At 68.5% G+C, this 18,348-nt stretch carries 18 protein-coding genes; 3 read left to right on the top strand and 15 right to left on the bottom strand.

Features of this window, described 5'->3' with window-relative positions:
• Positions 1-186: 186 nt before the first annotated feature.
• From ligA to G6048_RS10085, 5 genes are all read right to left on the bottom strand, one after another.
• A complete protein-coding gene (gene ligA / locus G6048_RS10105) occupies positions 187-2,394 on the bottom strand; it encodes an NAD-dependent DNA ligase LigA (protein WP_165339130.1) in 2,208 nt (735 codons plus the stop codon).
• A gap of 15 nt (positions 2,395-2,409) precedes the next feature.
• Positions 2,410-3,453, bottom strand: coding sequence for a methionine synthase (locus G6048_RS10100; RefSeq protein WP_328825730.1), 1,044 nt, complete (start codon positions 3,451-3,453; stop codon positions 2,410-2,412).
• Between the two features lie 72 nt (positions 3,454-3,525).
• Positions 3,526-4,224 (bottom strand): SDR family oxidoreductase, encoded by a 699-nt coding sequence (locus G6048_RS10095; RefSeq protein WP_165339129.1) that lies wholly within the window; start codon positions 4,222-4,224, stop codon positions 3,526-3,528.
• A gap of 7 nt (positions 4,225-4,231) precedes the next feature.
• Positions 4,232-4,771, bottom strand: a complete 540-nt coding sequence (locus G6048_RS10090; protein WP_165339128.1) for an LOG family protein — start codon at positions 4,769-4,771, stop codon at positions 4,232-4,234.
• Entirely contained in the window at positions 4,768-5,571 is an 804-nt protein-coding gene (locus G6048_RS10085; RefSeq protein ID WP_206341402.1) for a class I SAM-dependent methyltransferase, read from the bottom strand. The genes G6048_RS10090 and G6048_RS10085 overlap by 4 nt, the downstream gene beginning before the upstream one ends.
• 89 nt (positions 5,572-5,660) lie before the next feature.
• Between G6048_RS10085 and G6048_RS10080 the strand changes: the two genes are divergently transcribed.
• Entirely contained in the window at positions 5,661-5,984 is a 324-nt protein-coding gene (locus tag G6048_RS10080; RefSeq protein WP_165339127.1) for a DUF427 domain-containing protein, read from the top strand.
• Between the two features lie 45 nt (positions 5,985-6,029).
• On the opposite strand, the gene mnmA is transcribed toward G6048_RS10080, so the two are convergent.
• Positions 6,030-7,154, bottom strand: coding sequence for a tRNA 2-thiouridine(34) synthase MnmA (gene mnmA / locus G6048_RS10075; RefSeq protein WP_165339126.1), 1,125 nt, complete (start codon positions 7,152-7,154; stop codon positions 6,030-6,032).
• A 60-nt stretch (positions 7,155-7,214) separates the two neighbouring features.
• On the opposite strand from mnmA, the gene G6048_RS10070 reads away from it, so the two are divergent.
• Positions 7,215-8,018 (top strand): N-acetylmuramoyl-L-alanine amidase, encoded by an 804-nt coding sequence (locus G6048_RS10070; RefSeq protein WP_165339125.1) that lies wholly within the window; start codon positions 7,215-7,217, stop codon positions 8,016-8,018.
• Positions 8,019-8,043: 25 nt separating this feature from the next.
• Here G6048_RS10070 and G6048_RS10065 read toward each other — a convergent pair whose 3' ends face one another.
• The 3 genes from G6048_RS10065 to G6048_RS10055 are packed head-to-tail and all read right to left on the bottom strand — an operon-like array spanning position 8,044 to position 9,739.
• Complete coding sequence (locus G6048_RS10065; RefSeq protein WP_165339124.1) at positions 8,044-9,213, bottom strand: cysteine desulfurase family protein; 1,170 nt, start codon at positions 9,211-9,213, stop codon at positions 8,044-8,046.
• Between the two features lie 51 nt (positions 9,214-9,264).
• A complete protein-coding gene (locus tag G6048_RS10060) occupies positions 9,265-9,543 on the bottom strand; it encodes a DUF4190 domain-containing protein (protein WP_165339123.1) in 279 nt (92 codons plus the stop codon).
• A gap of 31 nt (positions 9,544-9,574) precedes the next feature.
• The gene (locus G6048_RS10055; protein WP_165339122.1) at positions 9,575-9,739 is read right to left on the bottom strand and encodes a hypothetical protein; all 165 of its coding nucleotides are present in this window, start codon (positions 9,737-9,739) and stop codon (positions 9,575-9,577) included.
• A gap of 153 nt (positions 9,740-9,892) precedes the next feature.
• Between G6048_RS10055 and G6048_RS10050 the strand changes: the two genes are divergently transcribed.
• Positions 9,893-10,510: a TetR family transcriptional regulator gene (locus G6048_RS10050; protein ID WP_165339121.1), complete on the top strand. Its 618-nt coding sequence runs from the start codon at positions 9,893-9,895 to the stop codon at positions 10,508-10,510.
• Positions 10,511-10,631: 121 nt separating this feature from the next.
• Here G6048_RS10050 and G6048_RS10045 read toward each other — a convergent pair whose 3' ends face one another.
• The 6 genes from G6048_RS10045 to G6048_RS10020 form a co-directional block, all read right to left on the bottom strand.
• Positions 10,632-11,480, bottom strand: coding sequence for a thioesterase family protein (locus G6048_RS10045; RefSeq protein ID WP_165339120.1), 849 nt, complete (start codon positions 11,478-11,480; stop codon positions 10,632-10,634).
• A 144-nt stretch (positions 11,481-11,624) separates the two neighbouring features.
• Positions 11,625-12,824: an ABC transporter ATP-binding protein gene (locus G6048_RS10040; RefSeq protein WP_328825728.1), complete on the bottom strand. Its 1,200-nt coding sequence runs from the start codon at positions 12,822-12,824 to the stop codon at positions 11,625-11,627.
• A gap of 23 nt (positions 12,825-12,847) precedes the next feature.
• Positions 12,848-13,945: an ABC transporter ATP-binding protein gene (locus tag G6048_RS10035; protein WP_165339118.1), complete on the bottom strand. Its 1,098-nt coding sequence runs from the start codon at positions 13,943-13,945 to the stop codon at positions 12,848-12,850.
• Positions 13,942-14,940 (bottom strand): ABC transporter permease, encoded by a 999-nt coding sequence (locus G6048_RS10030; protein WP_165339117.1) that lies wholly within the window; start codon positions 14,938-14,940, stop codon positions 13,942-13,944. The genes G6048_RS10035 and G6048_RS10030 overlap by 4 nt, the downstream gene beginning before the upstream one ends.
• Positions 14,941-15,056: 116 nt before the next feature.
• Positions 15,057-16,841 (bottom strand): ABC transporter substrate-binding protein, encoded by a 1,785-nt coding sequence (locus G6048_RS10025; protein WP_165339116.1) that lies wholly within the window; start codon positions 16,839-16,841, stop codon positions 15,057-15,059.
• Between the two features lie 60 nt (positions 16,842-16,901).
• On the bottom strand, positions 16,902-17,912 hold the full coding sequence (locus G6048_RS10020; RefSeq protein WP_165339115.1) for an ABC transporter permease: 1,011 nt from the start codon (positions 17,910-17,912) through the stop codon (positions 16,902-16,904).
• Positions 17,913-18,348 lie beyond the last annotated feature (436 nt).

The raw sequence follows: 18,348 nt of genomic DNA, 5'->3' as shown, positions 1-18,348 counted from the left end.
GTCTGAAAACTCTTCCCCCGCTCTTGACGAGCGGGGGATGCCCCAACCGCAGCTGGGCACGGCAGGCGCACATCTCAACAGTAGGCCGCAGAAGGCTTCTACGGGCACCGGTCGTCTACCGTTGCCCGAATGCGACCCGGCCATCCGTATGCATCTGGTATGCGCCGAACGGATGGCCTTCAATCGCTACTCCTCGATCGGAAGCGCGACTTCAGCGGCTGCTTCCGGCCCTTGTTCGAGCAGAACGGCAAAGCCGTCCTCGTTCAGAACAGGCACTTTGAGTTGCATCGCCTTGTCGTACTTCGATCCAGGATTGTCACCTACGACCACGAAAGACGTCTTCTTCGAAACCGATCCGGTCACTTTCGCACCCCGGCTCTGGAGTTCCTCTTTCGCGACGTCCCGTGTGTGGTGTTCGAGCGTTCCGGTGACGACGACGGTGAGCCCTTCGAGCGGGCGCGGTCCTTCGTCCTCGCCCGAACTCTCTTCCGCCATCCGGACACCGGCGGCCCGCCACTTACGCAGTATTTCCTGGTGCCAGTCCACCGCGAACCACTCTTTCAGGGAGGCCGCGATGATCCCGCCGACTCCCTCGGTGCCGGCCAGCTCCTCCTCCGTGGCCTGCTCGATACGGTCGATCGAGCGGAACTCACGCGCCAGTGCCTCAGCCGCGACCGGTCCGACGTGACGGATCGACAAGCCGGTGAGGATACGGGCGAGCGGGCGCTGCTTGGCGGCCTCGATGTTCTCGAGCATCGCCAGCGCGTTCTTCCGCGGCCCGCCCTCCTTGTTGGCGAAGATCCAGGCGTCCTTCTCCTCACCGGTCTCCGGGTCCCGCTTCGGCAGGCCGCTGTCCTGGTCGAGCACGTAGGCCTTGATGGGCAGCAACTGCTCGATGGTGAGGTCGAAGAGGTCGCCCTCGTCTTTCAGAGGCGGCTCCGCCGGCTCCAGAGGCTTGGTCAGCGCGGCGGCGGCGACGTATCCGAAGTTCTCGATGTCGAGCGCCTTGCGTCCCGCGAGGTAGAAGAGGCGCTCGCGCAACTGGGCCGGGCACGTACGCGCGTTGGGGCAGCGCAGGTCGACGTCGCCTTCCTTCATCGGCCGCAGCGCCGTACCGCACTCGGGGCACTCGGCGGGCATCACGAACTCCCGCTCGCTGCCGTCGCGCAGATCGGCGACCGGACCGAGGATCTCCGGAATGACGTCACCGGCCTTGCGCAGCACCACCGTGTCGCCGATGAGGACGCCCTTGGCCTTGACCACGTCCTGGTTGTGCAGCGTGGCGAACTCGACCTCGGAGCCCGCCACGGTGACCGGCTCCACCTGCGCGTACGGAGTGACGCGGCCCGTACGGCCCACGCCCACACGGATGTTGACCAGCTTGGTGTTGACCTCCTCCGGCGCGTACTTCCACGCGATCGCCCAGCGCGGGGCGCGCGAGGTCGAGCCGAGGCGGCCCTGGAGGGGAATCTCGTCGAGCTTCACGACGACGCCGTCGATCTCGTGCTGCACGGAGTGGCGGTGCTCGCCGTAGTACGCGATGAACTCCCGTACGCCATCCAGGTCGTCGACCACCTTGCTGTACGGGGTCGTCGGCAGGCCCCATTCGCGCAGCAGGTCGTAGGCCCCTGAGAGCCGGTCGAGTCCGTCGAAGCCCTCTCTGGCGCCGATGCCGTGGACGACCATGTGCAGCGGGCGGGTGGCGCTGACGCGGGGGTCCTTCTGGCGCAGTGAACCCGCCGCGGCGTTGCGCGGGTTGGCGAAGGGCTTGTCTCCGGCCTCCACCAGGCGGGCGTTGAGCTCCTGGAACTTCTCCATCGGGAAGTAGACCTCGCCGCGGATCTCCACGAGGCCGGGGATGCGGTCGCCCCTGAGGCGGTCGGGGATCTCGGCGATCGTCCGGACGTTCGGCGTGATGTCCTCGCCCGTGCGGCCGTCGCCGCGGGTCGCCGCGCGGGTGAGACGGCCGTGCTCATAGGTGAGATTGACCGCGAGGCCGTCCACCTTCAGCTCGCACAGGAAGTGGTGGTCGGAGGTGCCGACCTCCTTGGCGACGCGGTCGGCCCAGGCCGCCAGCTCCGCGTCGTCGAAGGCGTTGTCCAGCGACAGCATGCGCTCGCGGTGCTGGACGGCCGTGAAGTCCGTCTCGTACGCCCCCGCGACCTTCTGGGTAGGCGAGTCGGGGGTGCGCAGCTCGGGATGCTCGTCCTCCAGGGCCTCCAGGGTGCGCAGCAGCCGGTCGAAGTCCGCGTCGCTGATGACCGGCGCGTCCTTCACGTAGTACCGGAAGCGGTGCTCCTCGATCTGCTCCGCGATCTGTGCGTGCTTCTCCCGTGCCTCGGCGGGCACGGGCCCCGCAGTCGAGCCAGTCTGTGCGTCCTTGTCGCCGGCCACCGTGTCGTCCTCCCGTTACTCTGGGTTGTCCGCGAGGGATCTCGCCGCCTGGACGCAGTGGGCGAGCGCCCGGCGTGCGTACTCGGGCGAAGCACCCGCGAGTCCGCACGTCGGAGTGACCGTGACCGACTCCGCGAGAAGCCCCGGATTCAGCCCCAGCCTGCGCCACAGCGTCCTGACACCCATGACGCTACCGGCAGGGTCTGACAATGGTCCGTCCGTGCCCGGAACGACGCCCGCGAACAGCTTCGTGCCCCCCTCCACTGCTTCCCCGATCGCGTCGTCGTCACGCTCGGTGAGGAGCCCGAAGTCGAAGGAGATCGCGGTGACCCCGGCCCGCCGCAGCAGGGCGAACGGGACGTCGGGGGCGCAGGTGTGCAGGACGACGGGCCCGCCGTCCTGCACGCCGGCGACGTCCCGCAGCGTGCTCTCGGCGACCTGGCGGTCCACGGCCCGGTGGGTGCGGTAGCCGCTGGCGGTCTTCACCTGGCCGCGCAGCACGGAGACGAGCGAGGGCTCGTCGAGTTGCAGCACGATCTCGGCGCCGGGCACCCGCCGACGTACGTCGTCGAGGTGGGCGCGCAGTCCCTCGGCGAGCGATCCGGCGAGATCCCGGCAGGCTCCGGCGTCGGACAGCGCGGCCTCGCCGTTCTTCAGCTCCAGCGCCGCCGCGAGCGTCCAGGGCCCCACCGCCTGCACCTTCAGCGGCCCCTCGTATCCCTGCGTGAACTCCTCCAGCGCGTCGAGATCCTGGCCGAGCCACGACCTGGCCCGCCGGGTGTCCCGCCCCGGCCGGTCCCCGATCCGCCATCCGCTGGGCTCCACGCGCGCGTACAGCTCGACCAGCATCCCGGCGGTCCGCCCGATCATGTCGGCCCCGGGCCCCCGGGCAGGCAGCTCCGCCAGATACGGCATCCCCGTCTCCGGCCCCTCGAAAGTGCCGGTCACGGTTTTGGCGGCCTCCCGGGCGTCCTCGCCCGGCATCGACCCGATGCCGGTCGCGGGGCCGGGCCTGAACTCGCGTTGGCTGGGGGTCCGGGGGGCTTCCCCCGGGAAAATGGTGTCGCTCACTCGGGAAGTGTCGCTCACCCCGGAAGCGTACGGAATCCGTACGGGATCCTCGTGCCGCGGTCAGCGCCCCGGCCGCACCGTCAGGTCGTGGACCTCCGCGTCCCGGGGCAGGTCGAGGGCCATCAGGATCGTCGTCGCCACCGTTTCGGGGTCGATCCACTTCGAGGGGTCGTACTCCTTGCCCTCCTGCTGGTGGACCTTGGCCTGCATGGGGCTGGCGGTACGGCCCGGGTAGACGGAGGTGACGCGGACGCCGTTCGTGTGCTCCTCGTGGCGCAAGGAGTCGGCGAGGGCCTTCAGGCCGTGTTTGGAGGCGGCGTACGCGGACCATTCGCGGCCGGCGTTGAGACCGGAACCGGAGTTGACGAAGATCACATGCCCTTGGGCGGCGCGGAGTTGGGGCAGGAAGTGCCGGGTCAGCTCGGCGGGCGCGATCAGGTTGACGTTCAGCTGGTGGCGCCAGGTCTTGGGGGTCAGCTCGCCGACCGTCCCGAGGTCGATGACGCCCGCGATATGCATGAGCGAGTCGATCCGGTCGGGCAGCGTCTGGTGCGAGAACGCCCAGGACAGTCGGTCCGGGTCCGCGAGGTCGCCGACGAGGGTCTTGGCCCCCGGGAACTCTGCGGCCAGCTCCTTCGCGCGGCCCGCGTCGCGCGCGTGCAGCACGAGTTCGTCCCCGCGCGCATGAAGGCGGCGGGCGACGGCCGCGCCGATACCGGAACCGGCCCCGGTGATCACATGTGTAGCCATGCCCGCCATGCTCGCATCACCGCTGGCCCAACGACTCCTCCAGGTACGCCAGCGCTCCCACCGGCTCCTCGGCGAAGAACACCAGGTCGGTCAGCGGCACCGGCAGGAAGCCTTCGTCCTCCATGCGCCGGAACTGCTCCTTGAGGCCGTCGTAGAAGCCCGCCGTGTTGAGCAGCACCACCGGCTTGGTGGTGTGGCCGTGCTTCTTCAGCTCCAGGATCTCCGTCGCCTCGTCCAGCGTGCCGGTCCCGCCGACCATGATCACCACGGCGTCGGCCTTCTCCAGAAGCAGTCTCTTCCGCTCGGCGAGATCGCGCGCCACCACCATCTCGTCGGCGTCCGGCCGCGTCCTGGCCGCCAGGAACTCCACGGAGACCCCGATCAGCCGCCCACCCGCCTCCTGCACCCCGTCGGCGACGACCTTCATGAGCCCGACATCCGAACCGCCCCACACCAGGGCATGCCCACCCTTGCCGAGCAGTTCGGCGAACTCGCGGGCGGGACGCGTATAGCGCGCGTCGAGGTCGGCGGCCGAGAGGAAGACGCAGATGTTCATGGCTTCACGGTACGGGCCACCTCTGACATGTGGGTCACGCGGAGCTTCGACTGACCGTGCGGCAGCTTCTCCCAGTCGTCCATGAACTGGGCCGAAAGGCCGTGTTTCGCGGCCAGTTGGACCAGCGTCTCGGTGCGGTAGTAGAAGTCCTCGTGCAGCACCTGGTGTTCGCGGCCCTCGGTCCGGTCGAAGGTGAAGTCGAACCACCCGCCGGGCGCGAGTACACGGCCCACGTTGGCGAGACACTGCTCGATGACGTCCGGCGGCGAATGCGAGAACACGCTGTGCGCGTGCATCACGTCGAAGGACGCGTCGGGCAGGAAGGCGAAGGTCAGATCGTCCGTGAGCGTCAGATGGGGCAGCTTGTCCTGGAGACCTTCTCGTACGAGGGTGTCCTGGGCCGCGATCAGGATGTCCGGCGAGATGTCGATCCCGTAGTAGTTGCCGCTCTCCAGGTAGTCGATGAACAGCCGCCCGGCGCGCAGGTTCCCGCAGCCGATCTCCAGCATCCTGTGCTGCGGCTTCAGGCCGTGCCCCACCAGGTAGTCGAACTGCATGCGCCCGAGCTTCGCCCACCGCTCGCGTGACGGGTTGTGGCCCACCGCCGCCTCCGTGCTGCGCGCGGCGTCGGAGGCCATCACAGCCCGGTAGTACGCGATGTGGTCGCGGTACCTGAGCCGCAACCAGGCGTCACGCGCGGCCCGGCGGGCGTACGGGGGCACCTTCTTGGGGTTCCGCAGCGCGTAAGTCACTTGGTGGGCAAGGCTCTTGCGGTAGCGGCTCAGTCGTGTGGCTCCCATAGGGACTCCTGATCCAGACGATGTCAGGGAAGAATCCGCCGGCGACGTGCGCTTGCACCCGGTGAGACCCCTACGCGAGGAGCCGGAACGTGACCGCAGGCCACCGCATCACCATCGAGCAGGGCACCGAGCACGTACGCGTGGTGCACGACGGGCAGGTGCTCGCGGAGAGTACACGCCCCTTGCTGCTGCGCGAAACTGGCTTGCCCGTGCGCTATTACCTGCCTATGGAGGACGTACGCACCGAATTGCTGACGCCCTCGGACACCCACACCCACTGCCCCTTCAAGGGCGACGCGTCCTACTGGTCAGTGCCCGGCGCCCCCGACCTCGTCTGGACCTACCCGGACCCGAAGCCGGAGGTCGCGGAGATCAAGAACCACGTGTGCTTCTACGAAGTGAAAGTCATCTGACCGAAACCAGGCCGGCCAGGCCGACCAAGCCACCAACCTGGCCGACTAGGCGACCGCAGTCGTCGCCCGCACCGTAGTGGCGATCGTCGCCGAGCCCACCACCCGCGTGCCGTCGTACAGGACGATCGCCTGGCCGGGGGCGACGCCGCGGACGGGCGCGGTGAAGGTGACCTCCAGGGAGCCGTCGACAAGTTCGGCCGTGACCGTCGTCTCGCCTCCGTGAGCGCGGAGTTGGGCCGTGTAGGTGCCGGGGCCGGTGGGGGCCGCGCCGCACCAGCGGGGCTTGATGGCCGTCAGGGCGCGGACGTCCAGGGAGGCCGCGGGACCCACGGTCACCGTGTTGTTCACCGGCGAGATGTCGAGGACGTAGCGCGGCTTGCCGTCGGGGGCGGGCGTGCCGATGCGGAGCCCCTTGCGCTGGCCGATCGTGAAGCCGTACGCGCCCTCGTGGGTGCCCACCTTGTCACCCGACTCGTCGACGATGTCGCCCTCCGACTTGCCCAGCCGGTTCGCAAGGAAGCCCTGGGTGTCGCCGTCGGCGATGAAGCAGATGTCGTGCGAGTCCGGCTTCTTGGCGACGGCAAGGCCCCGGCGCTCGGCCTCGGCGCGGATCTCGTCCTTCGTCGTGACCGTGTCGCCGAGCGGAAAGAGAGCGTGCGCGAGCTGGCGGTCGTCGAGGACTCCGAGGACGTACGACTGGTCCTTGGCCATGTCGGAGGCGCGGTGCAGCTCGCGCGTGCCGTCGTCGTTCACGATCACCTTGGCGTAGTGACCGGTGCAGACGGCGTCGAAGCCCAGGGCGAGGGCCTTGTCGAGCAGGGCCGCGAACTTGATCTTCTCGTTGCAGCGCAGGCAGGGGTTCGGGGTGCGCCCGGCCTCGTACTCGGCGACGAAGTCCTCGACCACGTCCTCCCGGAAACGCTCGGCGAGGTCCCATACGTAGAAGGGGATGCCGATCACGTCCGCGGCGCGGCGGGCGTCGCGCGAGTCCTCGATGGTGCAACAGCCACGCGCGCCCGTGCGGAACGATTGCGGGTTCGCCGAAAGGGCGAGGTGGACACCGGTCACGTCGTGGCCGGCTTCCGTGGCGCGGGCGGCGGCGACGGCGGAGTCCACACCGCCGGACATGGCGGCGAGTACGCGAAGGGGGCGCTGTGAGATCTCTGTCATAACGCTTCCAGGGTACGGGTCTCCGGGAACCGGGGCCCGCGGGTATCCGTTGGCCCTTTCATGGGAGAGGACTGGACGAATCAGTGGTCAGGTCTGCGGGCGGCGGACTCCCGGGAGGAGTCCCGGCAGGAGCCCCGCCCGGAGTCCCCTCAGCCCCGGCCGGAGTCCCCCCGCAGACACCGCCGGGAGAAGGAGGCAGGGCGGCCCATCGGCCGGCGGGCGCTGATCGTCGGTGGGGCCGCGGCTGCCGTGGGCGGGGCCGTGCTGGGCTGGGACCAGATGGCGCAGGACGGCGCCATGCGCGAGGGGATGGCCCGGGACATGTGGAAGGTGCCCGGCATGCGCAAGCCGCGGAAAGAGGGAGAGGTCGACTTCACGGGCGCCCAGTGGGTCGCCGCGTCCTCGGCGAACTGGCGGATGGCGGACCGGCCCGCCGACTACACGATTGACATGGTCATCATCCATGTCACGCAGGGCAGTTTCGACTCGGCGGTGAAGGTCTTCCAGAATCCGGCACACGGCGCGGCGGCGCACTACATCTTCCGCAAGGACGGGCATGTCGCCCAAATGATCCGCGAGCTGGACGTGGCGTACCACGCGGGGAACCGGGAGTACAACGAGCGGAGCATAGGCATCGAGCACGAGGGCTTCGTGGACCGTCCGGAGGACTTCACGGACGAGATGTACCGCGCGTCGGCACAGCTGACCGCCCGGCTCTGCGCGCGGCACAAGATACCCGTGGACCGGAAGCACATCATCGGCCACATCGAGGTGCCGGAGGCGACCCACACGGACCCCGGGGACGGCTGGGACTGGGACAAGTACATGCGGCTGGTACGTGCGGCGCGCAGCGCAAACGCGTGAGCGCACCGAACTTCGGCGAGCCCGCTTAGCTCAGCCCTGCCGTCCGCGCCCTCTCCACCGCCGGGCCGATCGCCTTGGCCACCGCTTCGACGTCGGCCTCCGTGGAGGTGTGGCCCAGGGAGAAGCGGAGGGTGCCGCGGGCCAGGTCCGGGTCGGCGCCCGTGGCGAGGAGGACATGGCTGGGCTGGGCCACGCCCGCCGTGCACGCCGAGCCGGTGGAGCACTCGATGCCCTGGGCGTCCAGGAGCAGCAGCAGTGAGTCGCCCTCGCAGCCGGGGAACGTGAAGTGGGCGTTCGCGGGCAGTCGGCCCTCGCCGGCCGGGTCGCCGCCGAGGATGGCGTCGGGGACGGCCTTGCGTACGGCGTCGACCAGGTCGTCCCGCAGCGCACCGATCTCCCGGGCGAACCACTCGCGCTGCTCGGCGGCGGTCCGCCCGGCGACGGCGAACGCGGCGACGGCGGGCACGTCCAGAGTCCCGGAGCGGACGTGACGCTCCTGGCCACCGCCGTGCAGGACGGGTACGGGACTGTGCTCGCGGCCGAGGAGCAGAGCACCGATGCCGTACGGGCCGCCGATCTTGTGACCGGAGACGGACATCGCGGCGAGCCCGGAAGCACCGAAGTCGACCGGAAGCTGGCCGAAGGCCTGGACGGCATCGGCATGCAGCGGGATGTCGAACTCGGCGGCGACATCGGCCAGTTCACGGACCGGCAGCACCGTGCCGATCTCGTTGTTCGCCCACATGATCGTGGCGAGCGCCACATCGTCGGGGTTACGGGCGATGGCCTCGCGCAGGGCTTCGGGGTGGACGCGGCCGTACGCGTCGACCGGGAGGTACTCGACTGTGGCGCCCTCGTGTTCGCCGAGCCAGTGCACGGCGTCGAGGACGGCGTGGTGCTCGACGGGGCTGGCCAGGACCCGGGTGCGGGCCGGGTCGGCGTCGCGGCGGGACCAGTACAGGCCCTTGACGGCGAGGTTGTCGGCCTCGGTGCCGCCCGAGGTGAAGACCACCTCGCTGGGGCGTGCGCCGAGGGCTGCCGCCAGGGTTTCGCGGGCTTCCTCGACGGTTCGCCGCGCGCGGCGGCCGGCTGCGTGCAGGGACGAGGCGTTGCCGGCGACGCTCAGCTGGGCGGTCATTGCCTCGACCGCCTCCGGGAGCATCGGGGTGGTCGCGGCGTGGTCGAGGTATGCCATGGTGGCCCAATTCTAGAGCCCGCCGATGTGTGACTCCGCTGGGCCAGTCCGTCAGCCGCCGAGGCTCCACGACAACGTGTTGTCAGCCGACATGAAGGCCGCCAGGACCAGGAGGTCGGCGATGCCGAGGCCCAGGCCGAGGTAGGCGCGGCGGGGCCGGGTGGTGTTGCGGTAGAGGGCCACGGATGCCAGGGCTATGGCGATGGGGCCCAGGAAGATGTTGAAGACCAGGAGGCCCACGAGTCCGAGGATGAAGGACGCCACGGCCATGCCGTCGGCGTCGCGACGGACGGCGTTACGGCGCTGGGGCGCGGCGGTGGTCAGTTGCATGGGTCTGCTCCCAACAGGCGTAGGGACGTTGTCAGTTGGTGTTCTCGCGGCGGCGCGAGTGACGCTCGCGGGCCGCGAACACGGCCAGCCAGGCGCCGATGACCGCGGCGGCGACGAGGGTGACGGGGAGCGGCGCGTGGGCCACGGTGCCCAGGACGACGCCCAGCAGCAGGAGTGCCGCGACGAGGAACAGCATGGGATGCCTCTCGTGATGTCGTGGGGTCGTGTTCGTTGGTCGGTTGAAGTTCGCAAGTCGGTGAACGCTTGTAGTTACAGTCGTTCACTGACTAACGAGTCTAGCGCGTCCCTGACTTTTCAAATCACAGAGAACAGTTGTTAACTGCATGGCATGAGTCACACACTCGGCGTCCGACAGGCCCGAAAGCAGAAGACGAGGCAGGCGTTCCTGGACGCCGCGCTGAGCCTGCTGGAGGAGCAGAGCCTCAGCAGTCTGGGGCTGCGCGAGGTCACCAGGGCCGTGGGCGTCGCCCCGACCGCCTTCTACCGGCACTTCCCCTCGACGGCGGATCTAGGGGTGGCCCTGGTCGAGGAGGCGCTGGGCAGCCTGCACACGGTGATCGCCGGCACGGTGTCCGCGGCCGGTGACGGCGACGAACGTATCCAGCGCGCCGTCGAGCTGATCGCCCGTCACGTACGCGAGTACCCAGCCCACATCCGCTTTATCGCCCGCGAACGGAACGGCGGGGTCCAGAAAGTCCGGGCCGCGATCGCGGAGCAACTCGCCCGGTTCACCGACGAGGTGAGGACCGCGCTGGCCGAACACCCGGAGTCGGCCGGCTGGAGCGACGACGACCTGCTGATGCTCGCGGGCCTGTACGTCGACCAGATGCTGATGACCGCCTCCAACCTCCTGGACGCGTCCCCCGAGGAGCAGGACCAGGTCCTCCGGGTGGCGACCCGCCGGATGCGCCTGATCGCCGTCGGACGCCGGCACTGGCTGGGGTGACCTCCCCCGCGCAAGGACGCGCACGCAGGATGGCGAAAGGGCGCGTACGAAGCTGCCGTACGCGCCCTTTCGCCATCCTGCGCGCAACGGGCCTGCGCGCAACAGGCCTGCGTGCAATAGGTCAGAGCCTGACCCGTGCGAGCTGTCGCGACTGCGCCACCAGCCGGTCCGCGCTGTCCCAGACCTCGGCGTCCTCCTCCAGGAAACCGCCGGCGAGGTTGCGCGTGGTGATCGAGACCCGCAGCGGACCCGGCGCCGGACGGCAGCGGATGTGCACGGTCAGCTCGACGGTCGGGACCCAGCCGGACAGGCCCAGTTCGAAGGCGGTCGGCGGCAGCGCGTCGACCGCGAGCAGCAGCGAGAGGGGGTCTGCGTCCCGGCCGTCGGCGAGCCCGAACCAGGCCCGCATCTCCCCCTTGCCGGACGGCGAACCGAGGGCCCAGCCCAGGGTGGAGGGGTCGAGCTTGAGCATCAGCCGGTCGGTGATGGCGGAGCTGCCGGGTACGGGACCGGGCGAGTCGGCGGGCCCGAAGCACTGGTCGAGCGGCGGAATCGCGGGCGGCTTCGCCATCGTCCGTACGTCGTCGGGGAGCGCGTCCAGGTCCCCGTAGGAGGCGAGGACGCGGATCCGTTCGACCTCCCGGCCCGCGTCGTCGTACTGGAAGAGGGAGGCCTGACCCGTCGACAGGGTGCGGCCGGTGCGTACGACATCCGTGCGGACGACTGCCGGACCCGGCTCGGACGCGGTCAGGTAGTGCGCGGAAACGGTGAACGGGTCGCCGTGCGGCAGGGCGTCCGCGAGTGCGCGGCCCAGAACGGCCAGCAGGTAACCGCCGTTGACGGCGTTGATGATCGTCCATCCGGCAGACAGGTCGATGTCGTAGACGCCGGGGGCGCGGCGCGTGACCGCGGTGTCGCGGTCGAACTCGCTGTCGCCGATCGCTGCCTGTACGAGAGCTGCTTCTGACATGCCTGAACGGTACAACAACTAACTACTAAGCAGTAGCTTTTGAGATGTCAGCCACGTGACATCTCCCCCGCGCACCACATCTCTCCCCGCGCACAGAAGCGGGAGAGCGCGTGTGCGCTCTCCCGCTTCCGTATGCGTGGGCTGCTACTTGGCGTCCTCGGGCTCCTCGCCCGTCGCCTCCGCCCGGGCCTTCTGCGCCGCGTCCGCCGACACCACCGCGTCCGGTACCAGCTCCACCGCCTCCTTGGCGGCCGTCAGCAGCACCGTGTCCTGCGGCGCCTGGTCCTCGGCGTTCTCCGGGTGGTGGCAGGCCACCTGCTGACCGGGCTTCAGCTCGAGGAGCGGCGGCTCCTTGGTCGTACAGATCTCCGTGGCCTTCCAGCACCGGGTGTGGAAGCGGCAGCCGCTCGGCGGCGAGATCGGCGAGGGCACATCGCCCTTGAGCAGGATGCGCTCGCTCTTGGCGGCCCGGCGCCGGGGGTCCGGGATGGGCACGGCCGACATCAGCGCCTTGGTGTACGGGTGCATCGGCGCCTTGTAGAGCGACTCACGGTCCGCGAGCTCGACGATCTTGCCGAGGTACATCACCGCGATACGGTCCGAGACATGGCGTACGACGGACAGGTCGTGCGCGATGATCACGTACGTCAGGCCCAGCTCCTGCTGGAGGTCGTCCAGCAGGTTCACGACCTGCGCCTGGATCGACACGTCCAGGGCGGAGACCGGCTCGTCCGCCACCACCAGCTTCGGGTTGAGCGCGAGCGCGCGGGCGATGCCGATGCGCTGGCGCTGGCCGCCGGAGAACTCGTGCGGATAGCGGTTGTAGTGCTCGGGGTTGAGGCCGACCACCGAAAGGAGCCGCTGGACCTCCTTCTTGATGCCGCCCTCGGGCGTGACGCCCTGGAGCTTGAAGGGGGCCCCGATGATGGTGCCGATCGTGTGGCGCGGGTTCAGCGACGAGTACGGGTCCTGGAAGATCATCTGGACGTCGCGGCGCATCGGGCGCATACCACTGACGCCCAGGTGCGTGATGTCCCTGCCCTCGAACTCCACGGTGCCCGCGGTCGGTTCGAGCAGCCGGGTGATCAGCCGGCCCATCGTCGACTTGCCGCAGCCCGACTCGCCGACGACGCCGAGCGTCTCGCCGGACTTGACCTCGAAGTCGATGCCGTCGACCGCGCGCACCGCGCCGACCTGCCGCTGGAGCAGGCCCTTGCGGATCGGGAAGTGCTTCTGGAGCCCGGTCACCTTCAGCAGGGTCTCGCCGGGGGCGGCGTCCTTGGTGAGGGTCGTCCCCGCGGCCGGCTTCGGGCCCGCGCCGTCGCTCTGTGCGGATGTGGTCACTGCCGCGTCCTCGGGTTTCTCACTCACAGCTTGGGCGCAATCTCTTCGGTCCAGATACGCTCCCGCTGCTCCTGCGTCATATGGCAGGCGGCCCAGTGCTGGCTGCCGACCTCGGTCAGCTCGGGGCGGACCGTGCGGGTGACGTTGTCCTTGGGGACGTCCGCGTACGGGCAGCGCGGGTTGAAGGCGCAGCCCGACGGGATGTTGATCAGCGAGGGCGGGGAGCCCTTGACCGGGATGAGCCGCTCCTGCTGTTCGCGGTCGAGGCGCGGCATCGAGCCCAGCAGGCCCCAGGTGTAGGGGTGGCGGGGCTCGTAGAAGACCTTCTCGGCGGGGCCACGCTCGACGCAGCGGCCGCCGTACATCACCAGGAGATCGTCGGAGAGCTCGGCGACGACGCCCAGGTCGTGGGTGATGATGATGACCGCGGAGCCGAACTCCTTCTGCAGATCCCGGATCAGGTCGAGGATCTGCGCCTGGACGGTCACGTCCAAGGCGGTCGTCGGCTCATCCGCGATGAGCAGTTCGGGGTTGTTGACCAGCGACATCGCGATCATCGCGCGCTGGCGCATACCGCCGGAGAACTCGTGCGGGTAGCCGTCGACGCGCTTGTCCGGCTGCGGAATGCCCACACGGTCGAGCATCTCGATCGCACGCCGCCGTGCGGTCTTCTTGTCGACGTCGTGGTGTATGCGGTACGCCTCCACGATCTGGTGGCCGATCGTGTAGTACGGGTGCAGCGCCGACAGCGGGTCCTGGAAGATCATCGCCATCTCGCGGCCACGCAGTTTGCGTACGTGGTCGGGGTCGGCGGTGAGCAGTTCCGTGCCGTCCAGCCAGATCTCGCCGGAGATCTGCGCCTTGCGCTTGCCGTACTGGCCGGTGGTGTGCAGGCCCATGATGCCGAGCGAGGTCACCGACTTGCCGGAGCCGGACTCGCCCACGATGCCGAGGGTCTTGCCCTTCTCCAGCGAGAAGCTGAGCCCGTCGACGGACTTGACCAGTCCGTCGTCGGTCGGGAAGTGCACCTTCAGGTCGCGGACTTCGAGGAAGGCGGTCGGGGCGGGCGAGTCCTTGACGGGCTCGCCCAGCGCCGACCCGCTCTTGCTGAGTTCGGTCATGCGAGCCTCACTCGGGGGTCGATCACGGCGTACAGGATGTCCACGACGAGGTTGGCGACGATCACCGCGAGCGAGGTGATCAGCGTGACGCCCAGGATCACCGGGAGGTCCTTGTCGCTGATCGCCTTGAGCACGGCGGCGCCGAGGCCCGGCAGGCTGAACGTGGTCTCGGTCAGGATGGCGCCGCCGATCAGAGCACCGAGGTCCATGCCGAGCATGGTCAGGATCGGCGTCATGGTGGAGCGCATGGCGTGCTTGCCTATGACGACGGGTTCGCGCAGGCCCTTGGCTCGGGCGGTGCGGATGTAGTCCTCGCCCATGATCTCCAGCATGGTCGCTCTGGTGATACGGGCGTACATGGCCGCGTAGAGGAAGGCGAGGGTGATCCAGGGCAGGATCATGCCGCCCAGCCAGCCGCCGAAGCTCTCCTCGAGCGGGACGTATTGGGCGTCGAGCCAGCCGAGTCCGTAGCTGAAGATCGCCAGCGACAGCAGGCCGGTGAAGTAGATGGGGAGCGAGACGCCGCCGAGGGCGACGACCATCGCGCCGCGGTCCCACAGGGAGCCGCGCTTGAGCGCGGAGAGCACGCCCGCCGCGACACCGAACAGCAGCCACAGAACGGCGGCACCGAGCGCGAGGGCCAGGGTGACCGGGAAGCGGTCGGTGAGCACCGGCCAGATGGCCTGCTCGTTGCGGAAGGAGTAGCCGAAGCACGGCGCCGCGCACTCCGTGACGTCACCGCCGGCCGCGTACGTGCGACCCGCGAAGAGGCCTTTGAAGAACTCCCAGACCTGCACGAGGATCGGATCGGCGAGGCCGAGCTTCTGCCGCACGTCCTCGATGGCCTGCGGGTCGGCCTGCTTGCCCACGAACATCGTGGCCGGGTCCACGCCCGCCCACCTGGGGACGAGGAAGAAGATGCAGAAGACCACCAGAATGATGACCACCAGCATCACTGCGGCGGCGAAGAGCCGCCTGAAGAGGTATGCGAGCACTGCTCTCGGCCCGGCGGCGGACCGTGGGCCACCGGAGGTCTTCCGGTGGCCCACGGGTTACGCCGCGCCGGCCTTCACCTGCCTTTCGTGCCGTATGGCGGGTGCGCCGGTCGGAATTACTTCTTGAGGCCCAGGTTCACGAAGTCGTACTGACCGCTGTAGTTGTCGGTCGTGTAGACGTTCGCCAGGTTGGATCCGCGCCAGTTGATGAACTTCTCGAAGACGAAGGGCAGGTAGTAGCCGCCCTCCATGACCTTGTGGTTGATCTCCGTGGAGATCTGCTCCTTCTTCGCCTCGTCCAGCTCGGTGACGTAGTCGGCGAAGAGGCCGTCGATCGTCTTGTCGTCGATCATCGCGAAGTTGTTGTTGCCGCTCTCAAGGATGTACTTGCTGTTCCACAGCGGCAGACCGAAGCCCTGGACGGTCGGGAAGTCAGGACCCCAGCCCATGATGATGATGCCGTAGCCCTTCTTCTTCACGTTCTCGGGGCTGCCGATGATGCCGGTGGTCTGCGCACCGTCGTACTGGTCGATCTCGACGTCGATGCCGACCTTCTTCAGGGACGCCTGCAGCGACTCGGCGGTGGCCACCTCGACCGGCTTGTTGTTGCGGACCGCGATGGTGGTCTTGAAGCCGTTCGGCTGACCGCAGGCCTTCAGCTCTTCCTTGGCCTTGGCGACGTTGCCCTTCTTGTCCGCACCGGCCATGTCGTACGGGTCGTACTTCTGGCCCTCGGCGCCCGGCACGGACGGCGGCAGCATGTTGGTACCGATGTCGCCACCGGCGACCGGGCCACCGCGCGCGGTCTGCAGCGACTCGTGGTCGGCGCCGTAGATCACGGCCTTGCGGCAGTGGATGTTGTCGAACGGCTTGACCGTCTGCGGGAAGACCGCGTAGCGGACGTAGCCGGAGACCGGGTTGTCCAGGTTGCCCTTGTGCTCCTTCAGGGCAGTGGTGCGGCCCTGCGGGGACATGCCGGTCTGGTTGATGTCCAGGTCGTAGTCGCCGTTGATCAGGCGCTGGTCCATGTCATTGGCGTTGGTGAACAGCGTCAGCGAGATCTTGTCCGGGTAGGCCTTGCGGACCGGGTCCGAGGCCTGCTTCCAGTTCTCGTTGCGGACCAGGACCAGCTTCTTGTTCGGCGTGTACGACTGGAACTTGTACGGGCCGGACGAGAACGGCTTCAGGCCGTACTTGGACTTGGTGTCCTTGTCCTGACGGACCGGCGAGGCGAAGGCCATGCCGAGCATGTCCTCGAAGTCCGAGTTGGCCGCGGGCAGGTTGAAGACGATGGTCTTGTCGTCGGGCGTCTCGATCGCCTTCAGACCCAGCTTGTCCGGGGACTTGTCCTTGTAGGGGCCCGGGTACTCGCCCTTCGGGTCGAGCACGTCCTTCAGGTAGACCGGGCCGCCGGACAGCACGTCCTGCGCCCACTGGCGCTCGATGCCGTACTTGACGTCCTTGGAGGTGATCGGCTTGCCGTCCTCCCAGGTCACCCCGTCACGCAGCGTGTACGTGTACGTCTTGCCGTCGTTGGTGATCTTCGCCGTGCTGGTGGCGAGGTCCGGGGTGACCTCGGCGCCCTTCGCTCCGGGCTCCGCCTTGCCGGTCACCAGCGTGCGGCTGTAGTAGCGCATGAAGTTCCAGGCGAAGCCGTAGTAGCCGCGCGTGGTGTCCCACGAGTCGGCGTCCTGGACGCCGGCGAACTTCAGCTCGCCGCCCTTCTTGGCCTCGGAAGCCTGGGCGACCTTGTTGTTGGCGGCGTCGAAGCCGGCCGCGCCGCCTTCCCCGCCGTCGTCGGTGCCGCCGCCGCCGCACGCCGCCGTGGCCAGCAGCGCAGCGGCCAAGGCTGCGGCGGCCACGGCCTTTTTACGCCGCCCTTTGGTGCGTTGGGTAATCACTCGGATCCTCCGTGTGTGTAGCGGCCCGCCGACAGTGACGGGCCCTGGGGGTACGGCAGTTCAGCGGGAACCCTTCGGATCCAGCGCGTCGCGCACGCCGTCGCCGAAGAGATTGAAGGCAAGCACGGTGATGAAGATCGCCAGACCCGGGATCACCATGTACATGGGATCCGAGTCGTAGTAGTCGATCGCGCTCGAGAGCATCTGCCCCCAGGAGGCGGTGGGCGGCTTGACGCCCACACCCAGGAAGCTGAGGGCCGCTTCGGTGAGGATGTTGGTCGGGATCATCATCGTCGTGTACACGATGATGGGCGCGACGAGGTTGGGCAGCAGCTCCTTGAACAGGATGTACAGCCGCCCGGCGCCGAGACTGCGGGCGGCCTCGACGTACTCGCGCTCACGCAGCGAGAGTGTCTGGCCGCGCACCACGCGTCCGACATAGGGCCAGCCGAAGAAGCCGATCACCAGGATCATCACGAAGATGCGCACGCCTGTGCCGGTGAGGCCCAGCATCTCGTTCGGCATGACCGAGACCAGCGCGATGATGAAGAGCAGCTGAGGGAACGCCAGCAGACCGTCCATCACACGGCTGATGACCGCGTCCAGCCAGCCGCCGAAGTAGCCGGCGAGAACACCCAGAACCGTGCCGAGCACCACCGCGACGAGGGCGGACAGGAAGCCGACCAGGAGCGAGATACGGGCGCCGTAGACGATCCGGGCGAACACGTCACGCCCGTTGACCGGTTCGACGCCGAAGGGGTGGTCCGCGCTGATGCCGCCCAAGGAGCCTTTGGGAGTCGAGAAGAGAGGGTCGATCAGATCCTCGTGGTGCGTCTCGGGGTCCTGCCCGACCAGGTTGGTGATCACCGGTGCGAGCAGTGCGATCGCGATCAGTACGAGCACGACGATGCCGCCCGTCAGGGCCAGCTTGTCGCGCTTGAGGCGCTCCCAGGCGATCCGGCCGAGGGAACGCCCCTGTACCGCCTTGCCCTCGGCGGAGCCGGCGAGCACCGCCTCCTCGGCAGCACTCGGGGCCGCTTCCGCGGTCGGCTCGTGCAATGGTGCCGTCATCGTGGCAGCGACCCCTCTCAACCGGCTGTAGCCGGCCCCCACATGCCGCTTGTAAGCGGCGTGATCAGTCCGTCGTACACAGGGGCGAACACCCCCGAAGCCGGAGTCTTCAACGGTTCAGCGATCTGTTGCCAGACCTGGCGGTGAATGGATGCCTAAACGTGATGCTGTCTCGGACGTTCCGTTATCCGAACGGTATGTAGCGAGCTCCGGACGCGGGACAGTTGATACTCAAGAGTCACACGCCGCGTTTACTCGCGTAGATCGGGACAATAAACCCGAACCGGATCCGAAGTCGAATCGAGGTCGAACAGAAGCCGAACGTGCGGGTCAGACAGGGCAGCCGGGGTCAGCCGGGCCCGGAAAGAGTCCGACGGCGCGTCAATACGAGCGTGACAGTACGAGCCTGGCATTACGAGCGGGTCAGTACGAGAGG

Source organism: Streptomyces ureilyticus (assembly GCF_011045025.1).
Taxonomy (GTDB): domain Bacteria; phylum Actinomycetota; class Actinomycetes; order Streptomycetales; family Streptomycetaceae; genus Streptomyces; species Streptomyces ureilyticus.
This window is presented reverse-complemented; position numbering and strand designations above follow the sequence as displayed.